At 63.2% G+C, this 25,320-nt stretch carries 23 protein-coding genes and 1 tRNA gene; 17 read left to right on the forward strand and 7 right to left on the reverse strand.

Annotated elements, in window-relative coordinates; all coding sequences use genetic code 11:
- Positions 1-58: 58 nt before the first annotated feature.
- The 5 genes from HHL25_RS05040 to HHL25_RS05060 form a co-directional block, all read right to left on the reverse strand.
- Positions 59-673, reverse strand: a complete 615-nt coding sequence (locus tag HHL25_RS05040; RefSeq protein ID WP_169589583.1) for a GntR family transcriptional regulator — start codon at positions 671-673, stop codon at positions 59-61.
- Positions 674-826: 153 nt separating this feature from the next.
- Positions 827-2,032, reverse strand: a complete 1,206-nt coding sequence (locus HHL25_RS05045; protein ID WP_169587876.1) for an ABC transporter permease — start codon at positions 2,030-2,032, stop codon at positions 827-829.
- A complete protein-coding gene (locus tag HHL25_RS05050) occupies positions 2,022-2,738 on the reverse strand; it encodes an ABC transporter ATP-binding protein (protein ID WP_169587878.1) in 717 nt (238 codons plus the stop codon). Before HHL25_RS05050 ends, HHL25_RS05045 begins: the two co-directional genes overlap by 11 nt.
- A gap of 5 nt (positions 2,739-2,743) precedes the next feature.
- On the reverse strand, positions 2,744-4,045 hold the full coding sequence (locus HHL25_RS05055) for an efflux RND transporter periplasmic adaptor subunit (RefSeq protein ID WP_246701687.1): 1,302 nt from the start codon (positions 4,043-4,045) through the stop codon (positions 2,744-2,746).
- A 173-nt stretch (positions 4,046-4,218) separates the two neighbouring features.
- Positions 4,219-4,938 (reverse strand): ceramidase domain-containing protein, encoded by a 720-nt coding sequence (locus tag HHL25_RS05060; RefSeq protein ID WP_169587880.1) that lies wholly within the window; start codon positions 4,936-4,938, stop codon positions 4,219-4,221.
- Positions 4,939-5,163: 225 nt separating this feature from the next.
- Here HHL25_RS05060 and HHL25_RS05065 point away from each other — a divergent pair, with 225 nt between their 5' ends.
- The 4 genes from HHL25_RS05065 to HHL25_RS05080 all read left to right on the forward strand — a co-directional run bounded on the left by HHL25_RS05065 (position 5,164) and on the right by HHL25_RS05080 (position 9,261).
- Positions 5,164-5,790, forward strand: a complete 627-nt coding sequence (locus HHL25_RS05065) for a Tgt2/MlaC family protein (RefSeq protein WP_169587882.1) — start codon at positions 5,164-5,166, stop codon at positions 5,788-5,790.
- 10 nt (positions 5,791-5,800) lie between these two features.
- Positions 5,801-6,499 carry an ABC transporter ATP-binding protein gene (locus HHL25_RS05070; protein ID WP_169587884.1) on the forward strand — a complete coding sequence of 233 codons (699 nt, stop codon included), beginning with the start codon at positions 5,801-5,803 and terminating at the stop codon, positions 6,497-6,499.
- Positions 6,496-7,614: an ABC transporter permease gene (locus HHL25_RS05075; RefSeq protein ID WP_169587885.1), complete on the forward strand. Its 1,119-nt coding sequence runs from the start codon at positions 6,496-6,498 to the stop codon at positions 7,612-7,614. Before HHL25_RS05070 ends, HHL25_RS05075 begins: the two co-directional genes overlap by 4 nt.
- Positions 7,615-7,677: 63 nt before the next feature.
- A complete protein-coding gene (locus tag HHL25_RS05080) occupies positions 7,678-9,261 on the forward strand; it encodes a phospholipase D family protein (RefSeq protein WP_169589587.1) in 1,584 nt (527 codons plus the stop codon).
- Between the two features lie 10 nt (positions 9,262-9,271).
- Here the strand turns inward: HHL25_RS05080 and HHL25_RS05085 are convergent.
- A tRNA-Lys gene (locus HHL25_RS05085) sits at positions 9,272-9,347 on the reverse strand.
- A 188-nt stretch (positions 9,348-9,535) separates the two neighbouring features.
- Here HHL25_RS05085 and HHL25_RS05090 point away from each other — a divergent pair.
- Together HHL25_RS05090 and HHL25_RS05095 are read left to right on the forward strand one after the other, a co-directional pair.
- Positions 9,536-10,288: a cytochrome c biogenesis CcdA family protein gene (locus tag HHL25_RS05090; protein WP_169587887.1), complete on the forward strand. Its 753-nt coding sequence runs from the start codon at positions 9,536-9,538 to the stop codon at positions 10,286-10,288.
- Positions 10,289-10,342: 54 nt separating this feature from the next.
- Positions 10,343-11,305: an AEC family transporter gene (locus HHL25_RS05095; protein ID WP_169587889.1), complete on the forward strand. Its 963-nt coding sequence runs from the start codon at positions 10,343-10,345 to the stop codon at positions 11,303-11,305.
- Here the strand turns inward: HHL25_RS05095 and HHL25_RS05100 are convergent.
- Complete coding sequence (locus HHL25_RS05100) at positions 11,282-12,484, reverse strand: UbiH/UbiF family hydroxylase (RefSeq protein WP_169587891.1); 1,203 nt, start codon at positions 12,482-12,484, stop codon at positions 11,282-11,284. The two genes, HHL25_RS05095 and HHL25_RS05100, sit on opposite strands and share 24 nt — an antisense overlap.
- Positions 12,485-12,681: 197 nt before the next feature.
- Here HHL25_RS05100 and pcsA point away from each other — a divergent pair, with 197 nt between their 5' ends.
- From pcsA to glmU, 11 genes are all read left to right on the forward strand, one after another.
- Entirely contained in the window at positions 12,682-13,410 is a 729-nt protein-coding gene (gene pcsA, locus HHL25_RS05105; protein WP_169587893.1) for a phosphatidylcholine synthase, read from the forward strand.
- A 135-nt stretch (positions 13,411-13,545) separates the two neighbouring features.
- Positions 13,546-15,108, forward strand: a complete 1,563-nt coding sequence (locus HHL25_RS05110; RefSeq protein WP_169587895.1) for an ABC transporter ATP-binding protein — start codon at positions 13,546-13,548, stop codon at positions 15,106-15,108.
- A complete protein-coding gene (locus HHL25_RS05115) occupies positions 15,098-16,192 on the forward strand; it encodes an ABC transporter permease (RefSeq protein ID WP_169587897.1) in 1,095 nt (364 codons plus the stop codon). The genes HHL25_RS05110 and HHL25_RS05115 overlap by 11 nt, the downstream gene beginning before the upstream one ends.
- Entirely contained in the window at positions 16,189-17,106 is a 918-nt protein-coding gene (locus HHL25_RS05120) for an ABC transporter permease (protein WP_169587899.1), read from the forward strand. The genes HHL25_RS05115 and HHL25_RS05120 overlap by 4 nt, the downstream gene beginning before the upstream one ends.
- A gap of 38 nt (positions 17,107-17,144) precedes the next feature.
- The gene (locus HHL25_RS05125; protein ID WP_169587901.1) at positions 17,145-18,218 is read left to right on the forward strand and encodes a BMP family ABC transporter substrate-binding protein; all 1,074 of its coding nucleotides are present in this window, start codon (positions 17,145-17,147) and stop codon (positions 18,216-18,218) included.
- Positions 18,219-18,377: 159 nt separating this feature from the next.
- Positions 18,378-19,340, forward strand: a complete 963-nt coding sequence (gene ytfQ, locus HHL25_RS05130; protein WP_169587903.1) for a galactofuranose ABC transporter, galactofuranose-binding protein YtfQ — start codon at positions 18,378-18,380, stop codon at positions 19,338-19,340.
- A gap of 122 nt (positions 19,341-19,462) precedes the next feature.
- A complete protein-coding gene (gene ytfR / locus HHL25_RS05135; RefSeq protein WP_169587905.1) occupies positions 19,463-20,986 on the forward strand; it encodes a galactofuranose ABC transporter, ATP-binding protein YtfR in 1,524 nt (507 codons plus the stop codon).
- Entirely contained in the window at positions 20,983-21,990 is a 1,008-nt protein-coding gene (locus tag HHL25_RS05140) for an ABC transporter permease (RefSeq protein ID WP_169587907.1), read from the forward strand. Before ytfR ends, HHL25_RS05140 begins: the two co-directional genes overlap by 4 nt.
- A 3-nt stretch (positions 21,991-21,993) precedes the next feature.
- Entirely contained in the window at positions 21,994-22,962 is a 969-nt protein-coding gene (gene yjfF, locus HHL25_RS05145; RefSeq protein WP_169587909.1) for a galactofuranose ABC transporter, permease protein YjfF, read from the forward strand.
- A gap of 21 nt (positions 22,963-22,983) precedes the next feature.
- Complete coding sequence (locus HHL25_RS05150; protein ID WP_246701689.1) at positions 22,984-23,727, forward strand: FadR/GntR family transcriptional regulator; 744 nt, start codon at positions 22,984-22,986, stop codon at positions 23,725-23,727.
- A 187-nt stretch (positions 23,728-23,914) separates the two neighbouring features.
- Positions 23,915-25,273, forward strand: coding sequence for a bifunctional UDP-N-acetylglucosamine diphosphorylase/glucosamine-1-phosphate N-acetyltransferase GlmU (gene glmU / locus HHL25_RS05155; protein WP_169587911.1), 1,359 nt, complete (start codon positions 23,915-23,917; stop codon positions 25,271-25,273).
- Positions 25,274-25,320 lie beyond the last annotated feature (47 nt).

The following is a 25,320-nucleotide window of genomic DNA, read 5'->3' on the forward strand; positions in this document are numbered from 1 at the left end:
AACGCCCGATCGTTGATCGGGCGTTTTTTTGTTTTCGCGGGCGTTTGCTGTCGGGGCTTCACGCCTCGCTGAGATAGCCGATCAAGGCCGTCATGGCGGTTTCCGCCTCATCGCCCTTGCCCTGCTGGATGGCGCGGATCACCGCGACATGCAGAGCGACCGAGCGATCCATCTTTCCGGCCGTTGCGCGCGCATACCACATGCGACGGGAATGGGACTGAAGCGGTGCCACCGCCGCGATGAGGAAGCGGTTGCTGCAGGCCTCCTCGATGGTTTCGTCGAACCGCTTGTCGGCGGCCAGGAAGGCCGCGAAATCACCGGCGGCCGCCGACGTCGTCATTGCCGTGGCACAGTCAAGCAGGGCGGCGCGTTGGCCGTTATCGGCGTTTTCGGCCGCAAGACGTGCGAGAAGCGGTTCGAGCTTCAGCCGAACTGCCATGATCGACCGGTGGTCGGCATCCTCGATCTCGGCAATCTGAAGGCCGACGCGCGGGCGAACGACGACGAGACCCTGCCAGGCCAGCTTCTGGATTGCTTCGCGAACCGGGGTGCGGCCATAGCCCGAAAGCTCGATCAACTGCCGTTCGTTCACCAGTGCGCCCGGTTTCAGTTTCAATGTGACGATAAGGCTTTCGAGCGCGAGGTAGGCGAGGTGACTTTGCGAGTCGGTAATCGTGCTCATTCTGCCCTCCGCTGATATATCTCAATTTGGCATGTCGCATCCGCGATGGCAAGGCGGAGTGATATATCAATGCAATTTGTGGTGGAAAACGCGGAAGACCATTGCGGGAGGACGGAGGGGCGACCATTGGCCGCCGCCTCTCCTTCATTCGTGGCGCAGCGCCTCGATCGGGTTGAGCTGGGCCGCCCGGCGGGCCGGGAAGTAGCCGAAGACCATGCCGATCGCTGCGGAGAAGGCAAAGGCCAGCACGATCACCGAGGGACTGGTGACGAAGGGTACGCTCATATAGCTCACTGCCGAATAGGCGAGTCCGAGACCCAGCAGAATGCCGATGATGCCGCCGGCCAGCGAGAGCGTCACCGCCTCGACGAGAAACTGGGTGAGAACCTGCTTTTCCAGCGCACCGATCGCCAGACGGATGCCGATCTCGCGGGTGCGCTCGGTGACCGACACGAGCATGATGTTCATGATGCCGATACCGCCGACGAGCAGGCTGACGGCGGCGACGGCGCCGAGAAGACCGGTCATCAGCGTGGTGGTGCCGGTCAGCGTTGAGGCCATCTGCGTCATGTCGTTGACAGAGAAATCGTCCTCGCGTCCGGCGATGATCTTGCGGCGCTCTCGCAGCAGTCGTTCGACGTTCGCCTGGATCTTGCTCGTCGATACGCCGTCCTCGGCTGACAGGATCATGCTGGACACGTCAGAGGAGCCACCGATGCGGCGCTGGAAGACCTTGAGCGGCATCACCACCATGTCGTCCTGGTCATTGCCCATGCCGCTCTGGCCCTTCTTGCCGAGCGTGCCGATCACCTGGCAGGAGACGCTGCCGACGCGGATGTTCTGTTCCAGTGCCGGGGTCGAGCCGAAGAGCTCCTTGCGCACCGTTTCGCCGATGACGCAGACGGCCTGACCGCCGCGCTCCTCGGAAACCAGGAAAGTCCGGCCGCTGGCGATCGTCCAATCCTGGGCGATGAAATAATCACCGGTCGTGCCCATGACGGTCGTCTGGTGGTTTTCGCCACCATAGATCACCACCTGGCTCGACTGGTTGAGGCCTGCCACCGCCCTCAGGCCGGAAATCTGCTCGGTGATCGCCTGAACATCGCGTTCCGTGAACTTCTTGGCCTCGGTGCTGGCGCGACCGGGGCCAAACTGACCGGGGCGGACGAAGAGGAGGTTGGTGCCGAGCTTGGAGATCTCGGCGGTCACCTGGGCGGTGGTGCCATTGCCGATCGTCACCATGGCGATGACGGCCGCAACGCCGATGACGACCCCCAGCACGGTGAGGAAGGAGCGCAGCATGTTGCGGCTGATGGCCCGCAGCGCGAGTTTGACGGTTTCAAAGAACATCGGCTGGAGCCTTTCCGTTCAGGCTGTCGGAACTCAGATGGCCGTCGACGAAACGCAGGTTACGCTTGGCATAGGCTGCGATATCGTCTTCATGGGTGACCATAATCACGGTGATGCCGTGATCCCGATTGAGGCCCGTAATGAGTTCCATGATCTCCTTGCTGGTCTTGGTGTCGAGGTTGCCGGTGGGTTCGTCGGCGAGCAGGACGGCTGGGCTGGTAACGATTGCGCGGGCGATCGCAACGCGCTGCTGCTGGCCACCGGAAAGTTCCTGCGTCGTATGGTGTTCGCGTCCTTTCAGGCCGACCTGTTCGAGCGCGATGGCCGCAAGCCGGCGTCGTTCCCGCGCTTCCATGCCTCGATAGACGAGCGGCAGTTCGACGTTTTCGATTGCCGAGGTGCGCGCGAGCAGGTTGAACCCCTGGAAGACGAAACCGAGCATGTGACGCCTCAGCATGGTGTGCTGGCTGCGATCGAGTTCGGAGGTGCGGATACCCTGGAACAGGTATTCGCCGGAGCTCGGCACGTCGAGGCAACCGAGAATGTTCATTGCCGTCGACTTGCCAGAGCCGGACGGTCCCATGATGGCTACGAATTCATTCTTCTCGATGGTGAGATCGACGCGGTCGAGGGCGCGGATCGTGGCCTCGCCACGGCCATAGACCTTGGAGACCTGCTGGAACTCGATGAGTGGAGGGCCGGACATCAGGGTCAGCCCTTCTTTTCGGCGGCGTCGGTGATCAGCAGATCGCCCTCGGCAATGTCCCCCTTGGTGACGACCGTGTTCTGGCCGTCGCTGGCGCCGATCTCGATGTTGACCGCCGTCGGCACGTTGTTGCGCATCAGCCAGACCGTGCGCTCGCTGCCCACCGGCTCGGGCGCGCTGATGGAGCCCATGCGGGGCGGACGGAAGAGGCTGAACATGCCACTGCCGGAGCTCTTCTGGGTCAGGCTTTCCGGCGGCGTGTAGCGCAATGCGGTGTTCGGGATGAGAAGGGCGCCATCGATCGACTGGACGACGATGTCGGCGGTGGCGGTCATGCCGGGGCGCAGCAGAAGCTGGTCATTCTGCACCGTCAGGATGCCCATGTAGGTCACGACGTCGTTGACGGTCTCAGAGGCATAGCGAACGGTCGTGATTTCCGCCGGAAACCGTTTGTCGGCAAAGGCATCGACGGTGAAGGTCGCCTTCTGGCCGACGGCGACCTGACCGACATCGGCTTCATCAATGTCGACCTGAAGTTCCATTTGCCGAAGGTCACCGGCAATCTTGAAGAGAGTCGGCGCTTCGAGCGAAGCCGCGACCGTCGCGCCCGGATCGACGTCGCGCGAGAGCACAATGCCGTCGATCGGCGACTGGATCGTCGCCTTGGTGAGGTTCAGCCGGGCCTGTTCCAACTCGGCCTCGGCGGAAAGCACATTGGCCTCGGCGCTCTGCTTGGTTGCGGCGGAGGCCTCGTAGGTGTAGCCGGCCGCCTCCATCTCCTGCTGGGTCGAAACCCGGCTGCTGACCAGCGACTTCAGACGGTCGTAACTGGCCTTGGCCGACTGCATGTCGGCTTCCGCCTTTGCGACACTCGCCTTGGCGGAGAGCAGGCTCGCCTCAGCGCTCTTGACCGTGGCTTCCAGTTTCGCGGTGTCGAGCCGGGCGACGACCTCGCCCTTCTTCACGGAACTGTTGTAGTCGACCAGCACTTCGCGGATAGTGCCTGACTGTTCGCTGGACACGTCGACCTGAACGGTCGGTTCGACCGAGCCGGTTGCGGTGACGATGACCGTGAGGGCGCCCTTCTTGGCCGCCGAAGTGGAATAGGTGTAGGCCGTCGTCTGGCTCGAATAGAGCCAATAGGCATAGCCGGCGACGAGAACCAGGCCCGCGGCACCGAGGCGCCATATCCAGCGGGAACGTCCGTCGCTCTTGCGGGAGGACGCAAGAAGCTTCGAGAGTTCATTCGTTTCAGTTGACGTTGACTTGTCGGCGTCGCTGGTCATGTCGTGTCCATCTTCGATCATCGGTTTCGTCTTGTATCGACCGAAACCGAGGCGTTGTTATTGACCCGTGTCAAATCCTGACCATCGGGCTCTTTGGCGCGGACCCTTCTCCACCAGCAGGATTGCGCTTGGACCTGTTTCCCACAGCAAGCGCTTTGAGCGAAGTTAAATCTTGGTAATGCCGGGACGAAGGCTCATCGGCCTTCGCTTGGCGCCTCTAGACCTGTGTCGTGGTCGATGGCCGTCGACCCAGGGTACCGCACGAGTGCCGTCAGGAGCGCCGCGAAGGCCAGGCAATTGGTGACGTGCCACAGGAAGTGCGTGCCCATGGGGACGACGTCGCAAAGCGGCATGTCGAGACTGCGGAAAACGAAGGAAAGACAGAAGAGGGCGACCGAGAGCCCGATCAGGCGGATCGACGGATGGCGTTCGCGCCAGAGCAGCCGGCCTGTGGCGATCACGACAAACAGTGCGGGCAAATATTGCGTCGAGCCGCTGACCGTGTCTCCCAGCATGTGCGTCTCGCTCATCGACAAGGCTACGCCAGTCAGGAAGACGACGGCGCCGAAAGCCAATGCGACGATGGGTCCGACGGGCGCGCGGACGGAACTGAAGATCATTGCACTGCCGTAGACCGCGACGAAACCCCAGATCGGCAGCACGTCGGCAAGTTCTGCCCAACGAGTCGCGAACGTGTGCCAGAGGAAGGAGCCGATGCCGATCGCGACCGCCATGGCCATGAGGGCGAGGATACCCGGCGCCACGCGGCGCTTGCGCAGGACATAGACGAGGGCCGTGATGCTGACGATGACTACAAGCAGGCTGGATGCCGAATTCAGCGGCTCGCCCCAGAACTCCGGCCCCGTCCGCTCGCAATAGGCACCCGTGATCGGCGCAGTCCAGTTGTCAGTCATGCCTGATCCGGGTCGGCCTCGGCCGGTTTCAAACCAAAGTATTAGATGGCGCCGAGACGTCTTGACCTAAGGCAAAATAACAACGGCCTTCCTTTTCCTTTGCGAATTAGGGGCCCCGCACATATTATGTCAAGCGCATCGGCGGGTGGGGTGCCGGACGTTTTTGGGACTTGCGGTGAGAAGGCGTTTCCGTATCCATCCGGCGGAAGGTCTTCTGGGGCATCCATGTATTTCAGACCATTTTTCTGCGGACCAAAGGGCATCGTTTCCTCCTGCGGTCGTTTCTTTGTTCTTGCTGCCCTTTGCAGCTCGCTCTTTCTCGGTTTCCAGCCCGCCATTGCCGCCAACGTGGACGGTGCGATTGCCGCTGTGGAGAAGATCCACGCGGCTACGGTCGCATCTGCGGGCGCCCCTCGGTCACGGCTCGCCGGTTTGCTCGAGCGCTATCTCGACCTTGGCGACATTGCCCGTAAGGTCGCCGGAAAAGCATGGGAAACTGCCGGCGAGGCGGAGCGGCGCGAGTTTCGCCTCGTGCTACGTGACGTGATGGCCGTCGAGCTCGGCCGGCGCATCCGCCCGGACGACCGTCTGCGCATTTCCGGTGCCAAGGCGATCGGATCAACGGACGTGGTGGTGCTTTCCTCGCAGATCCGGCGCGACGGCAGTGCCCGGCGGCTTGACTGGAAGATGCGGCCCTGCGGCGGTTCCTTCTGTCTCTTCGACATCGCCGGAAACGGCGCGTCGCTGACCGTCGCCCGCCGTGACGACTATGCTCCCCGCCTCAAGGCGCTCGGAGGATCGCTGGCCGCGCTGACCGCGAGCCTGCGCACCGAGCTTGATCGCCAGAACTGAGATTTCCCGAATGTCCCGACTGATCGAAATCCGTAATTGCCGGCGCACCTATGACAATGGCCGCATCATAGCTCTCGATGATGTATCCTTCTCGGTCGACCGAGGCGACTATATCGGGATCACAGGGCCGAGCGGCAGCGGCAAGTCGACGCTGCTCGACGTGCTCTGCGGGCTCGAAGAACCGAGCACCGGCGACGTGCTGTTCGACGGCTCGGCGGTCAGGGGCAGGGCGGCCTGGGCCAGGCTGCGGTCCGAACGCGTCGGTTTCGTCTTCCAGTCCTTCTACCTGATCCCGTCCCTGACGGTCGCGGAGAACATCGAGCTCGCAATGCTGTGGCAGGGCGTATCGGCGAAGGCACGCCGCGATCGCGTCGAAGACCTGCTTGAGCGGTTGGGGCTTTCCGGCCGAAGCAACCAGCATCCGCTGCAGCTTTCCGGCGGCGAGCGGCAGAGGGTGGCGATCGCCAGAGCCCTTGCCAACCGGCCCGAACTCATCGTCGCCGACGAGCCGACCGGCAGCCTCGACAGTCGTTCGAGCGGCGAGATCGTCAAGCTGCTGGAAGAGCTCCATCGCGATGGCGGCATCACGGTGGTGATCGTCACCCATGACCGCGACATAGCAGAGCGGTGCGATCGGCGCGTCGAACTCGTCGATGGCAAGATCGTCTCGGATACACGCCGCCCGCTGGCCGTGGAGATCAGCGCATGAACATCCTTACCCTTCCTGCCCGCAACCTCGTCTCGCAGAAACTGCGCTCGACACTTACGATCATCGGCATTGCGGTTGCCGTCGGCAGCTTCATCGCGCTCACCGGGCTGACCCGCGGGCTGCAGGACAGCTACGCCCAAGGCGTGGGTGACGTCGGCGGCGACTATGTCGCCAGCCAGCGTGGCACCTACAGCCTTGTCAGCAGCTCGATCTCAGAGGATCTGGTCGCCAGGCTGGACACGGTTGCGGGCGTCGAGGAGGCCGCCGGCATCGTGCTGTCGATCACCGAGGTCGGCGACGAGGCGAACATCTTCGTGACGGGCTGGCCGGAAGGAAGCTTCCTATGGAGGTCGCTCAGGCTCGACCAGGGAACGCCGCCGCTCGGCGATCGGGACGTCGTGCTCGGCAAGACAGTCGCCGAGGCGCTGGGGAAGACCGTCGGCGACGAGATCGAGATCCAGTACGAACCTTACCGTATCACCGGGATTTCCGTACCGGATTCCGTGTTCAACCAGAACGTGGCGGTCACGAAACTCAAAGGATTGCAAACGTTGCTGGGCCGTCCCGCCAGCGTGTCGTTGGTGCAGATCCGGCTCGAACGCCCCGTTGACCCGCAGAAGGCGGCGGCGATCAAGGCAGCGCTGTCGGCCATCTCGCCGACGATCGAAGTGAGCGACAGCGCCGAGTTCGCGGAGAACATGGACTTCGTGAAGACCGTGGACGCGATCACCTCCGCCGTCTCGCTGATCATGATCCTCGCCTCGTCGATCCTGGTCGCCAACACGCTTCTGATGTCGGTTTCGGAGCGTGGGCAGGAGTTCGGCATTCTGGCTGCGATCGGCTGGACACCGGCGCGCATCCGTATGCTGGTCGTGGTCGAGGGACTGATGATGTGCATCATCGGCAGCCTGATCGGCGTGGGCCTCGGGATCGCCGGCATGCATCTCGTTTCGTGGTTGCGCATTTCGGCCGGCCTGCTCGAGCCCTTCCTCAGCGTCGGGATCGTGGGTGAGGCTTTGTTCTGGGTTCTGTTGATCGGGCCGCTTGCCGCGCTCTATCCGGCATGGCGGGTCACGCGTGCGACACCGTCGGCCGCGCTCAGGGGAATTCGCTGATCCGGGGCGATTGTCCGGCCTCTTTCAAGTGTGCACTGGACCCGTCGGCATCCAGCAGCGTTCATGGGATGTTGTTCCACATCACGGGGAGATGCACGCTTGCGGATCGCGAAATACCTTCTTGTCGTCATCGTCCTGCTTACAGTCGTGTCGTGGCTATCCGTCTATGCCTATGGTCGATTTGCAGCGCACGCCCGGGGACGTCCCTCAGAGTCCATTCCACCGGCCGCGGATGTTACGGCGCTCGACCGTGTCTTCGGCCGGATGGCAGACGATCGCCCCGATCAGAGCGGACTTGCGCTGATCGCCGAAGATGTTGGAGCCTTCGCGGCCAGGGCGCATGCTGCCCGCGCAGCGGGGCGTAGCCTTGACCTCCAGTATTATTACTGGCGCGACGATCTGACCGGTGGCCTCCTGACGCGGGAGGTGTTGGCGGCCGCCGATCGTGGTGTGCGGGTCCGGATACTGCTCGACGATATCAATACTCGTGGCGACGATTCGCTGCTTGCCGCACTCGACAGTCATCCCCGCATCGAGGTTCGGTTGTTCAATCCGGCCATCAACCGGGAGGGAGCGCTTGGACGAGGCGCGGAGATGCTGTTGCGTTTCGTCACCGTCACGCGCCGGATGCACAACAAGGCGTGGATTGCAGACGGCCGGTTGGCCATCGTCGGAGGACGCAATATCGGCGATGCCTATTTCGGCGCCGCGCGTGACGCCAATTTTCGTGACCTCGACGTCCTGATGTTGGGCACGGTTGTTACGTCGACTGCGTCGATCTTCGACAGGTTCTGGAACAGCCCGGCAGTCCTTCCGGTGGCAAGCCTTGCGGACGGCCGTGGCGAGGGGCTGTTGCGCCTGCGCACCCGGCTTGATCGTCTTGCGCACAGCCGGCAAGCGGATGCCTATCTTTCCCAACTCGAAGATGACGAGGCTGCGGCCCGGGCCTCGGCGGAGCGATTTACTTTTCACTGGACGGCCGAGGCTGAGATCATCTCGGATCCCCCGGAAAAGGTCCTGGGCGTCGGCCAGCAGGGGTGGCTCGACACGGCCATACTGCCGACGATTGCGTCGGCGAGGCAGACGTTGGAGCTGATTTCGCCGTATTTCATCCCCGGAGACGAAGGGATAGCGATGTTGAAGGGCATGACGGAGCGACACGTTTCGGTCTCGGTCCTCACCAATTCTCTCGCGGCCACCGACGTTGCGGCAGTGCATGGCGCTTACGCCCCTTATCGACCGGATCTTCTCGCGGCCGGTGTTCACCTTTTCGAGCTCAGGCCCGATGGCGGGCCACGCCGGTTTTCGTTATTCGGATCCAGCAGTGCCAGTCTTCATACAAAGGCGTTTACGGTCGACGGCATCGCCGGGTTTGTCGGGTCGTTCAATTTCGATCCCCGATCGATTTCGCTCAATACCGAGATGGGACTGGTCTTTCGCGACCGTCCACTTGCGTCGGCGCTCGAGCAGGAGTTCGCCACCCATACGGACCCGAAGCACAGCTATCGGCTCGGCCTCGAATCGGGCCGGATCGTCTGGACGGAAGAGCATGGCAGCCAAGTTGGCAATCATGATCCCGATGCCAGTCTGTGGCGTCGGTTCGTCGCCGTCGTCACCGGTTTGCTGCCGCTCGAATCGCAGTTGTGAGGGGAGAAAATGGTGAGAGCGCAGGGATTCGAACCCTGGACCTACTGATTAAAAGTCAGTTGCTCTACCGGCTGAGCTACGCTCTCCCAGGCGGGACGTTGAGGTCCCCGCGGAAGTGAGCGTTACATAGGCAGGAGCCTTCGGCCGGTCAACCGAAAAATTCAGTGCCGCATGTCGGCGTCTGCGCATTTGTCGCAGGCTACGGAAAGGTGATTGGCAAGCATGGCTTGCAGGCGATAGAGAAGCGGCAATTCGCCGTTACAGGAGCAGACTGGTGTCGATCGCCGAGATTTCCCTGATCAGTGCGCTTCTCGCCGGGGCGCTGTCCTTCCTGTCGCCTTGCGTTCTGCCGCTGGTTCCGCCCTACCTCTGCTACATGGCGGGAATTTCGGTCGAGCAGTTCCGGGGTGGTGGGGCAGGCGCCACGCAGGACGATCGGGCCCGCCGGGCGGTGATGCTCTCGGCGCTGGCCTTCACGCTCGGATTTGCCACCGTTTTTGTCGCGCTCGGCGCCGGCGCCTCCACGATCGGCACGTTGCTGCGCCAGCATCTCGACCTGTTGTCGAAGATCGGCGGTCTGATCATCATCGTGATGGGGCTGAATTTCCTCGGCGTCTTCCGTATCGGTCTTCTCTCGCGCGAGGTGCGTATCTCCGGCGGCGGAAAGCCGGCGACGCTGTCGGGCGCCTATGTCATGGGTCTTGCCTTCGCCTTCGGCTGGACGCCCTGCATCGGCCCGGTGCTCGGCGCCATCCTAGGCGTCGCGGCTTCGCGTGACACGGTGGGCGACGGCGCCATGCTGCTTGCCGTCTATTCGCTTGGTCTTGCCGTGCCCTTCTGGATCGCCGCCGCCTTTTCCGGGGCCTTCATGCGCTTCCTCGCACGCTTCCGGCGCCATCTCGGACTGGTCGAGAAGGTGATGGGCGGCCTCCTTGTGCTCACGGGCCTTGCCTTCATGTTCGGTTTCGTCGCCGACATGGCGATTTGGTTCCAGCAGACCTTTCCAATCCTCTCCCAAATCGGCTAAGCCCGAAGGCGAAGGGTCGCATACGACCCGCCCCGCGGATCGAGGAGAGGCGGTTTGGGAGACATCATCGCTCTGGTCCTGCCGTTCTTCGGCCTGATCCTGATCGGCTATATTTCCGGGCGTATCACGCATCAGCCGGCGGGCGCGCTCGGCTGGCTCAACTTCTTCGTGATCTACGTCACACTGCCATCGCTGTTCTTCAAGCTGGTCTCCCGCACACCGATCGAGGAACTGACGCGCATCGATTTCATCGCGGCGGCGCTCGCGGCGACTTATGCGATCTTCCTGGTGGTTTTCCTGATCGGCCGGCTCATTCGCAAGAACTCGATCGCCGACTGCACGATCCAGGCGCTGGCCGGTGCCTACGGCAATATCGGCTACATGGGGCCGGGGCTTGCGCTTCTCGCTTTCGGCGAGGCTGCCGCCGTCCCGGTGGCGCTGATTTTCTGCTTCGAAAACGCCGCGCACTTCATCGCCGCGCCGGCGCTGATGGCCTTTGCCGGCGGCGACGAGCGGCCGCGCGGCCGCGTCGCGCTCGATGTGCTGAAGAAGATCGCCTATCACCCGTTCATCATCGCGACTGCGGTCGGGTTCCTCGCTGCCGGACTGCATTTCGAGCCGCCTGTCGCCCTCCAGCGTCTCATCGACTATCTCGCCCAGGCCGCGGCGCCCTGTGCGCTGTTCGCCATGGGTGTCACGCTGGCGCTCCGGCCGTTGAAGCGGATCCCGGCGGAGATCGGCTATATCGTGCCGATCAAGCTCGTGGCCCATCCGGTGCTGGTCTATGTCGTGCTGGGGTTCGTCGGCAATTTCGATCCGCTGTGGATCTATACCGCGGTGTTGCTTGCCTCACTGCCGACGGCCACCAATGTGTTCGTCATCGGCCAGCAATACGGCGTCTGGCAGGAACGCGCCTCGGCGACGATCCTGATCACCACGGTCCTTTCGGTGCTGTCGGTTTCCGGCCTGCTCTACGCGATCACCAACGGTATCCTACCGCCGGATCTTTTCCCTTAAGAAACCGGGGAAGGATTTCAGCGCCCGGCCGGGTGCAACACCCTCCTGCATGACGAGATGGCGAAGCGGCGCAACCGCGGACAGCAGTTGCAGGCCTGCGGCCCGCAGCATCTGGACCGGCAGAAGATCGGAGAGCAGCGAGCGATTGAGGAGATCGACGCTCGCGGTGCGGCTGATGATGTCGGCACGCCTCATCCGGTCGAAGCGGTCGCCGGCGTCGGCCGGGATCGGCCGGCCTTCGCGATCACACAGGATCTCCTCAAGTGTGGAAATGTCCCGTAGGCTGAGATTGAGGCCCTGGGCACCGATGGGCGGAAAGGCATGGCCTGCTTCGCCGATGAAGGCGGCGCGGCCCTTGCCGTATCGGTCGGCGGTCATGCCGGAGAGCGGCCAGGCCTGAACGCCGTCCTCGACCGTCACCTTCCCAAGCATCGACTGCATGCGGGTTTCGACCGCGGCGGAGAGTTCCTCGGTGGTGAGCGCCAGAAGGCGCTCGGCCTCTTTCGGCTCTACCACCCAGACGAGGCTTGAGCGCAGGCCGGGCAGGGGCACTTGAGTGAAGGGACCGCTTTCCCCGTGGAATTCGGTGGAGGTGTTCCGATGCGGTATGGTGTGGGAAAAATTGAGGACGACGGCAGTCTGCGGATAGGACCAGGTCTTGACGCCCACGCCGGCGCTTTCCCGGACCGACGACTTGCGCCCGTCTGCGCCGACAACGAAGCCGGCCTCTATCTCTTGCCCGTCGGCAAGCGCGACCGAGACCTGCTCTGCCGATATCGTGATCTCGCTGGCAAGCGCGGGAAAGGCCGTAATGTTCGGCTCGGCTTTGACGGCCATGGACAGGGCTTCGTTCAAGGCGCTGTTGAGGAAATTGTATCCGAAGGCCTCAAGCCCGATTTCCGCGCTGCGGAACGGTACCACAGGCGCGCGGACCAGACGGTTCGTGCCGTCGATGATCTGCATGGTCGACAGAGCGGCCGCCGAAGGCTGGATCGCCTGCCAGAGACCGAACCGCTCCATCATTCGGATCGACTGGTCCATGAGGGCCGTGGTGCGACGGTCCGTTCCGGGAAGCGGTGGCGCGACGAAGGCGACGCGCCGTCCGCCGCGCGCAAGGGCAATCGCCGCGATGGATCCTGCAAGGCCGCCGCCGATGACCGCGATGTCGAAATGTTTCATGCCAACCACCCAATGCTGTTTGGGCTCTATTTAGTTCCGTTGGCGGGCGAAATCCATAAGGCGATTTGGCGCGGGGTGGCTTGAGCCATCGCCACGATGGTTGCGGCGAAATTGCTCGGCGACCGAAGAGGCGGTTGCAAAAACCGCCGTTTCGGTCGATACGAATGCCGAGGCTGCGAATGGGGCGCGATCGGGACATGAAGATCTTCAATTATCGGCGTGTGCCTTACGCGGAAATGCGCGCCTTTTCCGTTCATATCCTGACGGCCTCGGGTTCCTTCCTGGCCTTTCTCGGCGTCGTCGCCGCCGCAGAGCGTCGATTCGTCGACATGTTCTGGTGGTTGGGGCTCGCACTCCTCGTCGACGGGATCGACGGTCCGATCGCCCGCAAGGTGCGCGTCAAGGAAGTGCTGCCGAACTGGTCCGGCGACACGCTGGACAACATCATCGACTACGTCACCTACGTTCTTCTGCCGGCCTTCGCACTCTACCAGAGCGGCATGATCGGCGAGCCCTGGTCCTTCGTCGCGGCGGGCATGATCGTTGTGTCGAGCGCGATCTATTATGCCGACATGGGCATGAAGACGGACGAGTATTTCTTCTCCGGTTTCCCGGTTGTGTGGAACATGGTCGTGTTCACGCTGTTCGTCATCGATGCGGATGCCGTGACCGCGTTGACCGTGGTGACGGTGTCGGTCGTGCTCACCTTCCTGCCGATCCATTTCCTGCATCCGGTGCGCGTGAAACGGTTGCGCCTGCTCAATCTCGCGGTCTTCTTCCTCTGGTGCGGCTTCGGCGGCTATGCGCTGCTGCTGCATTTCCAGACCCCTTTCTGGGTGATGATCGGCTTTGTCGTCACCGGCATCTACCTCTATGCGATCGGCGCTGTTCTGCAGTTCCTCCCGGCGCTCGGCCGACAGGACTGACGGCCTGCGCTTTGCTGCGCAAAACCAAAAAAAACCTCTGCCTATATATTGTGCGATGCCGCAAACGGGTTATGAATTGTGCTTTGGACCGGGCCCAAGACCCGGCCGCCTTGACGGCGATGCAAAGGGGGACCCGTGCCGAACGTGACACCAGAGAGTGACAAGCCACTCCTGTCCGTGCGTGGCCTGACCAAGCTGTTCGGCAGCTTTGCCGCCTGCGACGGGATCGATCTGGAGATCGGCCACGGCGAGATCCACGCGCTACTCGGCGAGAATGGTGCTGGCAAGTCTACCCTGGTCAAGATGCTGTTCGGGATTCTTGCACCGTCCTCCGGCGAGATCGGCTGGGAAGGCAGTGTCCGCGACATCGTATCGCCGGCCGCCGCCCGCCGCCTCGGAATCGGCATGGTGTTCCAGCACTTTTCCCTGTTCGAGGCGCTGACGGTCGCGGAGAACATCGCGCTCGCGCTCGATGAGGACATCTCCATTGACGAGATCGCCACCAAGGCGGCGGAGCTTTCGAAAGCCTATGGCCTGCCGCTCGATCCGGCGGCGCACGTGGCGGACCTCTCGGTCGGCGAGCGCCAGCGCATCGAGATCGTGCGGGCACTGTTGCAGAACCCGAAACTGATCATCCTCGACGAGCCGACCTCGGTGCTCACACCGCAGGAGGCCGACCGCCTGTTCGAGACGCTGTTCAAATTGAAGGCCGAGGGGCGCTCGGTTCTCTATATCAGCCACAGGCTGGAGGAAGTGCAGCGGATCTGCGACCGTGCCACAGTGCTCCGTCACGGCAAGGTCACCGGCGCTTGCGATCCGCGTAGCGAGACGCCGGCATCGCTCGCCCGCATGATGGTCGGCTCGGACGTCGCATCCGTCATGCGTGACGATGATACCGGCCTCGGCGACATCCAGCTCCGGGTTAGCAAGCTTGACCTCAAGGCACGCACGCCCTTCGCCATAGCGCTCAAGGACCTTTCACTTACCGTGCGAGCCGGGGAGGTGCTGGCAATCGCCGGTGTCGCCGGCAACGGGCAGGGAGAGCTCTTCGATGCGCTCTCGGGTGAGTATCCGGCCGACGACAATGAAGCGGTGCAGATCCGTGGCAAGGCGGTCGGCTCGCTCGGGATCAACGCCCGTCGGCTGCTCGGTGCCGGTTTCGTACCCGAGGAGCGCAACGGACATGGCGCGGTCGCCACATTGCCGCTCTCGGAAAACCTGCTGCTCGCGCGGAACCAGTCCGACAAGCGGGCCTTCCTGGCGGGTGGCTGGCTGAAGCTCATCCGGCACGACACCGTGCGGTCCGCGACCCAGCGGATCTGCGAGGCGATGGACGTGCGCAAGAGCGGTCTCGATCCTGCCGCGGGCTCGCTGTCCGGCGGCAATCTTCAGAAATTCATCGTCGGTCGCGAGCTCGACCGGCAGCCGACGGTGCTCGTCGTCAACCAGCCGACCTGGGGCGTGGACGCAGGCGCCGCAAGCCGCATCCGGCAGGCGCTGGTGAACCTCGCACGGGCGGGATCGGCGGTGGTGGTCATCAGCCAGGATCTCGACGAGATCTTCGAGGTTGCGACCAGCATCGCGGCGATCTCGGAAGGGCGCCTGTCGCCGAGCTATCCGGCGGCCACGATGACACGGGAAAAGATCGGGCTGCTGATGGGCGGCATGCATGGCCTGGAGACTGCCGATGCGCATTGAACTCGAACGCCGCCCGCGTATGTCGGGCCTTTTCGCGGTCGTATCTCCACTGCTCGCCCTGGCGCTGACGGTGATCTTCGGCGGCATCATGTTCGCGTTGCTGGGCAAGGATCCGGTCGAGGCCCTCTTCAGCTTCTTCATCGAGCCGCTGCTCGAGGTCTGGTCGCTGCACGAACTGGCAATCAAGGCGGCTCCGCTCATCCTGATCGGCGTCGGTCTTTCGGTCGCCTATCGGTCGAACAACTGGAACATCGGCGCCGAAGGGCAGTTCACCGTCGGAGCAATCACCGGCTCGATCCTGCCGGTCGTGTTCTACGAATGGCATTCGCCGCTGCTCCTGCCGCTGATGCTCGTCATGGGCATGCTGGGCGGCGCGCTCTATGCGGCGATCCCGGCGCTCTTGAAGACGCGCTTCAACACCAATGAGATCCTGACGAGCCTCATGCTCGTCTATATCGCCCAGCTTTTCCTCGACTGGCTGGTGCGTGGGGCGTGGCGCGACCCGGCGGGCTACAACTTTCCGCAGAGCCGATCCTTCGTGACCGAAGGCGTTCTGCCGGAAATGCTGTCATCGGGCCGGGCGCACTGGGGTTTTGCCTTCGCCATCCTCGCCGCCGTTGGCGTCTGGTTCATGATGCGCTACACGCTCAAGGGATTCCAGGTTGTCGTGCTCGGCCAGTCGGAACGGGCAGGGCGCTTCGCCGGCTTTTCGTCGCGCGGAATGGTGTGGTTCTCGATGCTGTTTTCGGGAGCGCTTGCCGGTCTCGCCGGCATTTCCGAAGTCTCCGGCTCCATCGGCCACCTGCAGCCGTCGATCTCGCCCGGCTACGGTTTCACCGCGATCATCGTCGCCTTCCTCGGCCGCCTCAACCCGCTCGGGATCATCGGTTCCGGCCTGGTGCTGGCGCTGACCTATCTCGGTGGTGAAGGCGCACAGTTGTCGATCGGGGTCTCCGACAAGGTGACGCGGGTCTTCCAGGGTCTGCTGCTGTTTTTCGTTCTCTCCTGCGACACGCTCATCCACTACAAGGTGAGGGTGCTGGTCGGGAAGGGGCGCGTTCTTTTCGGGGGAGCCGGGCGATGATCATCGAGGCGATCCTTCTCACCATCATCACGGCGTCTACGCCGCTGGTCATCGCTGCGATGGGGGAGCTCGTCACCGAGCGTTCCGGCGTGCTGAACCTCGGCGTCGAGGGCATGATGATCATCGGGGCCGTCTGTGCCTTCGCCACGTCGCAGATCACCGGATCGCCGTTCATCGGCGTTCTGGCCGGCATCCTGGCAGGTGCGGCCTTCTCCCTGCTCTTTGCCTTCCTGACGCTGACCCTGGTCGCCAACCAGGTGGCAACCGGTCTTGCGCTGACGCTCCTCGGGCTCGGCGTCTCCGGCATGATGGGCGAAAGCTTCGTGGGCGTTCCCGGCGTCAAGCTCCAGCCGATCGCGGTTCCGCTGCTCTCCGACATCCCGGTCATCGGCAAGCTCTTGTTCCACCAGGACCTCGTCTTCTACCTGTCGATCCTGCTGGTCGTCGGCGTGAACTGGTACCTGTTTCGCACCCGGTCCGGCCTGAAGCTGCGGGCGATCGGCGACAATCACGGCTCGGCCCACACGCTCGGCATCCATGTGGTGCGGACGCGTTACCTCGCAGTGCTGTTCGGCGGCGCCTGCGCAGGGCTTGCGGGTGCGCAGCTTTCGCTCGTCTATACGCCGCAATGGGTGGAGAACATGTCGGCCGGCCGCGGCTGGATCGCGCTTGCGCTCGTCGTCTTCGCCTCCTGGCGGCCGTGGCGGGTGCTGGCGGGCGGCTACCTGTTCGGCGCGGTGACGATCGGCCAGCTGCATGCGCAGGCCTTCGGTATCGGACTGCCGTCGCAATTCCTTTCGGCTTTGCCATATGCGGCAACCATTGTCGTTCTCGTGATTATTTCCCATAATCGCCGCACGACGCTCATCAATACTCCGGCCTCGCTCGGCAAGCCGTTCGTGCCTGACCGGTGAAGTCAAAAATCAGTTCAACAACCAGACAGGGGTTTCCCATGAAGAAAATGCTCATTGCACTTGCTGCAAGCGCCGCTGCCCTCGGCAGCTTCGCGGCCTCGGCGCAGGCCGAAGACAAGACGAAGGTCTGCTTCGTCTACGTCGGCACCACGACCGACGGCGGCTGGACCCAGGCTCACGACATCGGCCGCCAGCAGTTGCAGGCGCATTTCGGCGACAAGATCGAAACCCCGTATCTCGAAAGCGTTCCGGAAGGTCCGGATGCCGAACGCGCCATCGAGCGTCTGGCCCGTTCCGACTGCAAGCTGATCTTCACCACTTCGTTCGGCTTCATGGACGCCACCGTGAAGGTCGCCGCCAAGTTCCCGGACGTGAAGTTCGAACACGCAACCGGCTTCAAGGCTGCCGACAACGTCGCGACCTACAATTCGCGTTTCTATGAAGGCCGTTACATCCAGGGCGTGATCGCCGCCAAGATGTCCCAGAAGGGCGTCGCGGGCTACATCGCCTCGTTCCCGATCCCGGAAGTCGTCATGGGCATCAACGCCTTCATGCACGGCGCGCAGTCCGTCAACCCGGACTTTAAGGTCAAGGTCGTCTGGGCCAACACCTGGTTCGACCCGGGCAAGGAAGCCGACGCCGCCAAGGCGCTGATCGACCAGGGCGTCGATATCCTGACCCAGCACACCGACACCACGGCACCGATGCAGGTTGCACAGGAGCGCGGTATCAAGGCCTTCGGCCAGGCTTCCGACATGATCAAGGCCGGCCCCGAAACCCAGCTGACCGCCATCACCGACACCTGGGGCGCATATTACATCAAGCGCACCCAGGCGCTTCTCGACGGCACCTGGAAGTCCGAGCAGATCTGGGACGGCCTGAAGGACGGCATCCTGACCATGGCGCCCTATACCAACATGCCGGATGACGTGAAGGCGCTTGCGCAGGACACCGAAGCCAAGATCAAGTCGGGCGAACTGCATCCGTTCACCGGCCCGATCAAGAAGCAGGACGGTTCGGACTGGCTGAAGGACGGCGAAAAGGCCGACGACGGCACGCTGCTCGGCATGAACTTCTACGTCGCCGGCGTCGACGACAAGCTGCCGCAATAACTCCATCAGAGCTGGAGCTTCAAATTCTGCAAAGGGCGCCTCGGGCGCCCTTTCTTTTTGCCGTTTGTTTCGCGGAAACTCGCGGCAGCCGCGTTTACAAAAGTCATATAGTATGATTAATGATCTTTGTCACGGGAGGTGACGCCAAGGGAGGAAATCATGAAGTCTTTTAAAGCGCTTGCCAGCGCCACGATTCTTGCTGGCTGCATGTTTGCTACGGCCCATGCAGAGGGCCTCGTCGTCGGTTTTTCGCAGATCGGTTCAGAATCCGGGTGGCGCGCCGCTGAAACCACGCTGACCAAGCAGCAGGCCGAAAAGCGCGGCATCGATCTCAAGTTCGCCGATGCCCAGCAGAAGCAGGAAAACCAGATCAAGGCACTGCGTTCGTTCATCGCGCAGGGCGTCGATGCGATCCTGGTTGCCCCGGTGGTCGCTACCGGCTGGGATGAAGTTCTCGAAGAAGCCAAGGACGCAGAGATCCCCGTGATCCTGCTCGACCGGACTGTCGATTCCGACAAGGAACTCTACATGACGGCGGTCACCTCGGATCTCGTGCATGAAGGCAAGGTCGCCGGCGAATGGCTCGCCAAGACCGTGGGCGACAAGCCCTGCAACATCGTCGAACTCCAGGGCACGACCGGCTCCTCGCCGGCCATCGACCGCAAGAAGGGGTTTGAGGAAGGCATTGCCGGCAAGGCGAACCTCAAGATCGTCCGCAGCCAGACCGGCGACTTCACCCGTACGAAGGGCAAGGAAGTCATGGAAAGCTTCCTCAAGGCCGAGGACGGCGGCAAGAACATCTGCGCGCTCTACGCCCACAATGACGACATGGCCGTCGGCGCCATCCAGGCAATCAAGGAAGCCGGCCTGAAGCCGGGCACCGACATCCTGGTCGTCTCGATCGACGCGGTTCCGGACATCTTCCTCGCCATGGCGGCGGGCGAGGCGAACGCAACGGTCGAACTGACCCCGAACATGGCAGGCCCGGCGTTCGATGCGCTGGAGGCCTTCAAGAAGGACGGCACCATGCCGCCGAAGTGGATCCAGACTGAATCGAAGCTCTATACCCAGGCCGACGATCCTCAGAAGGTCTACGAGGAGAAGAAGGGCCTCGGCTACTGATTTGCGCCACCTCGACCCGGCTGTACTGACCGCCTCGGCGGTCGGGCGGCCGGGCTGCAGAGACCTGCCGGAGCCGCGCCTGCGGTCCCGGCAGAAGCATTGCGATGAAGGCGGGAGCGCGCATGACGGAGCAATCCAATTCCATTCTGGCCGCCTCGGGGATCTGCAAGTATTTCCCAGGCGCGACGGCACTCGACCACGTGGATTTCGATCTGAGGCGCGGTGAGATCCTGGCCTTGCTCGGCGAAAACGGTGCCGGAAAATCGACCCTCGTGAAGTGTCTGACGGGCGCCTATCGCCGGGACGGCGGCAGGATCCTTCTGGACGGACGGGAGATCGATCCTAAGGACACGGGTGCCGCACAAACGCTCGGGATTGGCACGGTCTACCAGGAGGTGAACCTGCTCGGGAACCTGACCGTGGCCGAAAACCTCTATCTCGGCCGCCAGCCGCGCCGGCTCGGCATGATCGACACGCGGCGCATGAATGCGGACGCCCGGGATCTGCTGCTCGGTTATGGCATCGACATCGATGTCCGCCAGGAACTCGCCGGCTTTTCCGTTGCGATCCAGCAGGTGGTGGCGATCGCCCGCGCGGTCGATTTGTCCGGCAAGGTTCTGATCCTCGACGAACCGACCGCGAGCCTCGACGCGCAGGAAGTGGCCATGCTCTTCGGCATCATGCGAGACCTGAAGGCCAAAGGGCTCGGGATCGTCTTCATCACGCATTTTCTCGGCCAGGTCTACGAAGTGGCCGACCGCGTCACCGTTCTGCGCAACGGTTGCCTCGTCGGTACTCGCGATACCGCGTCGCTCGATCGCAAGACCCTGATTTCGATGATGCTTGGGCGTGAGCTTGAGGCCGTTGAGAAGAACCACAGCGGCAAAGACCGGTCCGAAGGTGCGGTTCGCTACCGTTTCGACGCATTCGGCAGGCGAGGCCGCGTACAGCCCTTCGATCTGACCGTACGGGCCGGTGAGGTGGTCGGCATGGCGGGGCTGCTCGGTTCCGGCCGCACGGAGACCGCCGAGACGCTGTTCGGGGTGCACCCGTCCGACAGCGGTTCGGCTGAAGTCGACGGGAAGGCCGTCAAGATCGGCAGTCCGCGCGACGCGATCCGGCTGGGTTTCGGATTTTGCCCCGAGGATCGGAAGACCGATGGCATCGTGGGCGATCTGTCGATCCGGGAGAACATCGCGTTGGCGCTGCAGGCGCGGCGCGGCTGGCTCCGGCCGATATCGGCGCGGGAACAGGCAGAGCTCGCGGACCGCTACATCGCCGCGCTCGACATCCGAACGACAGATCGTGAAAAGCCGATACGCCTGCTTTCCGGCGGGAACCAGCAGAAGGTGATCCTCGCCCGCTGGCTCGCCACCAATCCGCAATTCCTGATCCTCGACGAACCGACGCGCGGAATCGATGTCGGTGCCCATGCCGAGATCATCCGCCTGATCGAACAGCTTTGCGCCCAGGGGCTCTCGCTCCTCATCATATCGTCCGAATTGGAAGAACTGCTGGCCTATAGCTCCAGGGTCGTGGTCCTGCGCGACCGGCGGCACGTGGCCGAACTGAGCGGCGCGGACATGACCACCGCGCATATCGTCGAGGCAATCGCCAGCCAGGGCGGCGAAGGACAGCCGGCATGATGCAGAAGATCAGATCCCTTTTCCTCCGGCTTACGCCGCAACTGATCGCGCTCGCGGTCATTCTCCTGCTTAATGTGCTCGCCTTTCCCGGCTTCTTCGACATCGAGATCCAGAACGGCCGACTCTATGGCAGCCTGATCGACGTGTTGAACCGCGGCGCCCCAGTGGCGCTGCTGGCGGTCGGCATGACGCTGGTGATTGCGACAAAGGGCATCGACCTCTCTGTCGGAGCGGTCATCGCGATCACCGGAGCGGCGGGAGCGGCGGCCATCACGGCCGGTTTTTCGCTTCCCCTCACGATCGCGCTCGTTCTCGGCGTCGGCCTTGCCTGCGGGCTGTGGAACGGTGTTCTCGTCGCCATCCTGGGCATCCAGCCGATCATCGCCACGCTGGTCCTGATGGTCGCAGGGCGCGGCATCGCGCAGTTGATCACCGAGGGGACGATTCTCACCTTCACCGATCCCGGCTTCATCTTCATCGGCAGCGGATCGCTGTTCCTTCTGCCGATGCCGGCACTGATCTTCATCGCCTTCGCCGCTCTCGTTGCGATCCTGGTCCGTGGCACGGCGCTCGGACTGCTCGTCGAGGCGGTCGGGGTCAATCGCCGGGCGGCGACGCTTTCGGGTGTCGGGACGTCGGTCCTGCTGCTCGTCGTCTACCTGCTCTGCAGCCTTTCGGCGACCATCGCCGGGCTCATCGTCGCAGCCGACATCAAGGGGGCGGACGCCAACAATGCCGGCCTGTGGCTCGAGCTCGACGCCATCCTCGCGGTGGTCGTCGGCGGCAATTCGCTGCTCGGAGGGCGCTTCAGCATCGCCGGCTCTCTGCTCGGTGCGCTGATTATCCAGTCGATCAACACCGGCATCCTGCTCTCTGGTTTCCCGCCGGAATTCAACCTGATCATCAAGGCAGCCATCATCGTGATTATCCTCGTCATCCAGTCGCCCGCCGTGCAGCAGATCGCCGGTTTCCTGCGTCGGGCGCCGGCCGGTGCGGGAGAGTAGGGCATGAGGTTCAACGCACGTTACCTGCCGGTTCTGGCGACGGTTGCGATCTTCGTCGTCGCCTATGCCATCTGCACGCTGCAGTTCCCGGCCATGCTGTCGGCCCGGGTTGTCAGCAATCTCCTGACCGACAATGCCTTCCTCGGGATAGCCGCCGTCGGTATGACCTTCGTCATCCTTTCCGGTGGCATCGACCTCTCGATCGGGGCGGTGATCGCCTTTGCCGGCGTCTTTCTTGCCGTGCTTCTCCAGAACACCGGCATCCACCCGATGGTGGCCTTCGTTCTGCTGCTCGTCATCACGACCGCCTTCGGCGCATTGATGGGCGCGGTGATCCACTATCTCGAAATGCCGTCCTTTATCGTGACCTTGGCCGGAATGTTCCTTGCCCGCGGCATGGCTTTTGTCCTGTCGATCGACAGCATTCCGATCGACCACCCGTTCTACGCGGCGATGCGCAAGACCTTCTACAAGCTGCCAGGAGGCGGTAGGCTTACACTGATCGGCGGGATCATGATCGCGGTCTTCCTGATCGGCATCCTGATTGCCCATCGGACCCGCTTCGGCGCGAATGTCTACGCGCTCGGCGGGGGCGCACAGACAGCGCGGCTGATGGGGGTGCCGGTCGGGCGCACAACCATTCAGACCTATGCCTTGTCCGGCCTTCTCGCAGGCCTCGCCGGCATCGTGTTCTCGCTCTACACCTCCGCCGGCTATCCGCTTTCGGCGGTCGGCGTCGAACTCGACGCCATCGCCGCGGTGGTGATCGGCGGCACGCTCCTGACCGGTGGTTCCGGGTTCATCGCCGGCACCTTCATCGGCATCCTCATCCAGGGATTGATCCAGACCTACATCACCTTCGACGGAACCCTTTCCAGTTGGTGGACGAAAATCCTCATCGGGCTACTGTTGTTTGCCTTCATCCTGTTGCAAAAGGGCATTCTCGCCCTGTCTCGCCGGGGCGCAGGATAACGCATTGAAGAGGAACCGATCTTGCCCAACGAACTGCTCCGACCAGTGACGATTACCGGCTCCAGGACGAGCCACGGGCAGGTCGTCGACGAGATCGGCATGGCGATCGTCTGCGGCGAATTCCCGGTCGGCAGCGTTCTTCCGGGGGACGTCGAGCTTGCCCAGCGGTTCCAGGTGTCGCGGACGGTGTTGCGCGAGGCGATGAAGACCCTGGCGGCCAAGGGTCTGGTGGTGGCAAAGGCGCGGATTGGCACCCGCGTCACCAGCCGGCAATTCTGGAACATGTTCGACGGCGATGTGCTCAGCTGGCACTTCGAATGCGGTGTGAGCGAAGACTTCCTGCTCAGCCTCTACGAGGTTCGTCTGGCTTTTGAACCGGCCGCTGCGGCACTCGCGGCGGAAAAGGCCACCCCCCAGGCAATCGCGCGGCTGCGCCATCTGGCGGAGGACCTCGGCAATCCGGATCATACGGTCGAGAGCCTGGCCATGGCCGACCTGCGCTTTCACATGGCGCTCGCCGATGCGTCTGGGAACCCCTTCATGAGCACCCTGGGCAGCCTGATCAAGGCGGCGCTGGTCGGGGCGTTCAAGCTCTCCTCGGCCCCCGTCGACATGGGCCGCGCGCGGGACGTCAAGACCACTCATCTGGCAATCGTCGAGGCGATCGAGAAACGCGATCAGCCGGCTGCACGCGCCGCCATGGAAAAGGTCATTCTGGTCGGCCGTGAAAGGGCGCGCTCCAACTTTGCCACCCAGCACAAGTAGGAACGCGGCGTCTCGTCGGCCTTTACGAGCGCGAACGGGCAAATGCCTGTTATCACAATAATTCCGCCTGCAATGTTTTTTGAAATGGAGCACCGTTCCGTGCGGTCTTTTGCTGTTGGGCGTCAATCATCTTGCTGATAAGAGACAGCGACATTTCAAGAACCACCATTTCATCTCCGGAGACTCCATGAGCCGCAGCTGTCTCGCCGTCATCCTCGCCGCTGGCGAAAGCACCCGTATGAAGTCCTCGATGTCGAAGGTCCTGCACCCGGTCGCCGGGCGCCCGATGATCGCGCATGTCATGTCGTCGCTCGCGGCATCCGACATCACCGACGTCGCACTGGTCGTCGGGCGTGATGCGGAGCGCGTGACCGAGGCCGGCAGTATCGAGGGCCTCAACGTTTCGCCCTTCGTCCAGACGGAGCGGCTCGGGACCGGCCATGCCGTGCTTGCGGCCCGTGAGGCGATCGCCCGTGGCTACGACGACATCCTCGTTGCCTATGGTGACGTTCCGCTGATCACGTCCGGTCCGTTGCTCGCCGCCCGCGCAGCGCTCGCTGAGGGCAACGACATCGTCGTCATCGGCTTTCACACCGACAAGCCGACCGGCTATGGGCGCCTGCTGGTCAAGGACGGTGAGCTTATCGCGATCCGCGAGGAAAAGGATGCGACCGACGCCGAACGCGCGGTGACATGGTGCAACAGCGGTCTGATGGCGATCGACGGCCGCAAGGCGCTCGATCTCTTGTCGCGCATCGGTAATGCCAATGCCAAGGGCGAACACTATCTGACCGACCTCGTCGAGATCGCCCGTTCGCTCGGCGGGCGGACGGTGGCGGTCGACGCACCGGAAGAAGAACTGACCGGCTGCAACAACCGCGCCGAACTCGCCTTCATCGAGCGGCTCTGGCAGGAACGGCGGCGCCACGAACTTATGGTGTCCGGCGTGTCGATGATTGCACCGGAAACCGTCTTTCTCAGCCATGACACGGTGATCGGCCAGGATGCCCTGATCGAACCCAATGTCGTGTTCGGTCCGGGCGTCACCGTCGAGGGCGGTGCGGTCATTCATGCCTTCTCCCACCTCGAAGGAGCCCATGTCGCGGCGGGTGCCACCGTCGGGCCGTTCGCGCGGCTACGCCCCGGCGCCAACCTGGCGGCAGGTGCTAAGGTCGGCAACTTCTGTGAAGTGAAGAAAGCGGAGATCGGCGAGGGCGCCAAGGTCAACCACCTGACCTATATCGGCGACGCCTTCATCGGCGCCCATGCCAATATCGGCGCGGGCACGATCACCTGCAATTACGACGGGGTGAACAAGCACGAGACGCGGATCGGCGAGGGGGCCTTCATCGGCTCCAACACCTCCCTCGTCGCGCCGGTTGCAGTCGGCGACGGTGCAATCGTCGCCTCCGGCAGCGTGATCACCGCCGACGTGCCGGACGACGCGCTCGCCTTCGGCCGGGCACGCCAGGAGGTCAAGGCCGGACGGGCGAGGGATGTTCGCGCCCGCAACCAGGCAATCAAGGCGTCCCGCAGCGCAAAGTGAAACTTGCTGCAACTGCGTAACGTTCAGAAACCGAATGTGACCGCGGT

The organism is Rhizobium terricola (assembly GCF_012927355.1).
GTDB lineage: Bacteria > Pseudomonadota > Alphaproteobacteria > Rhizobiales > Rhizobiaceae > Allorhizobium > Allorhizobium terricola.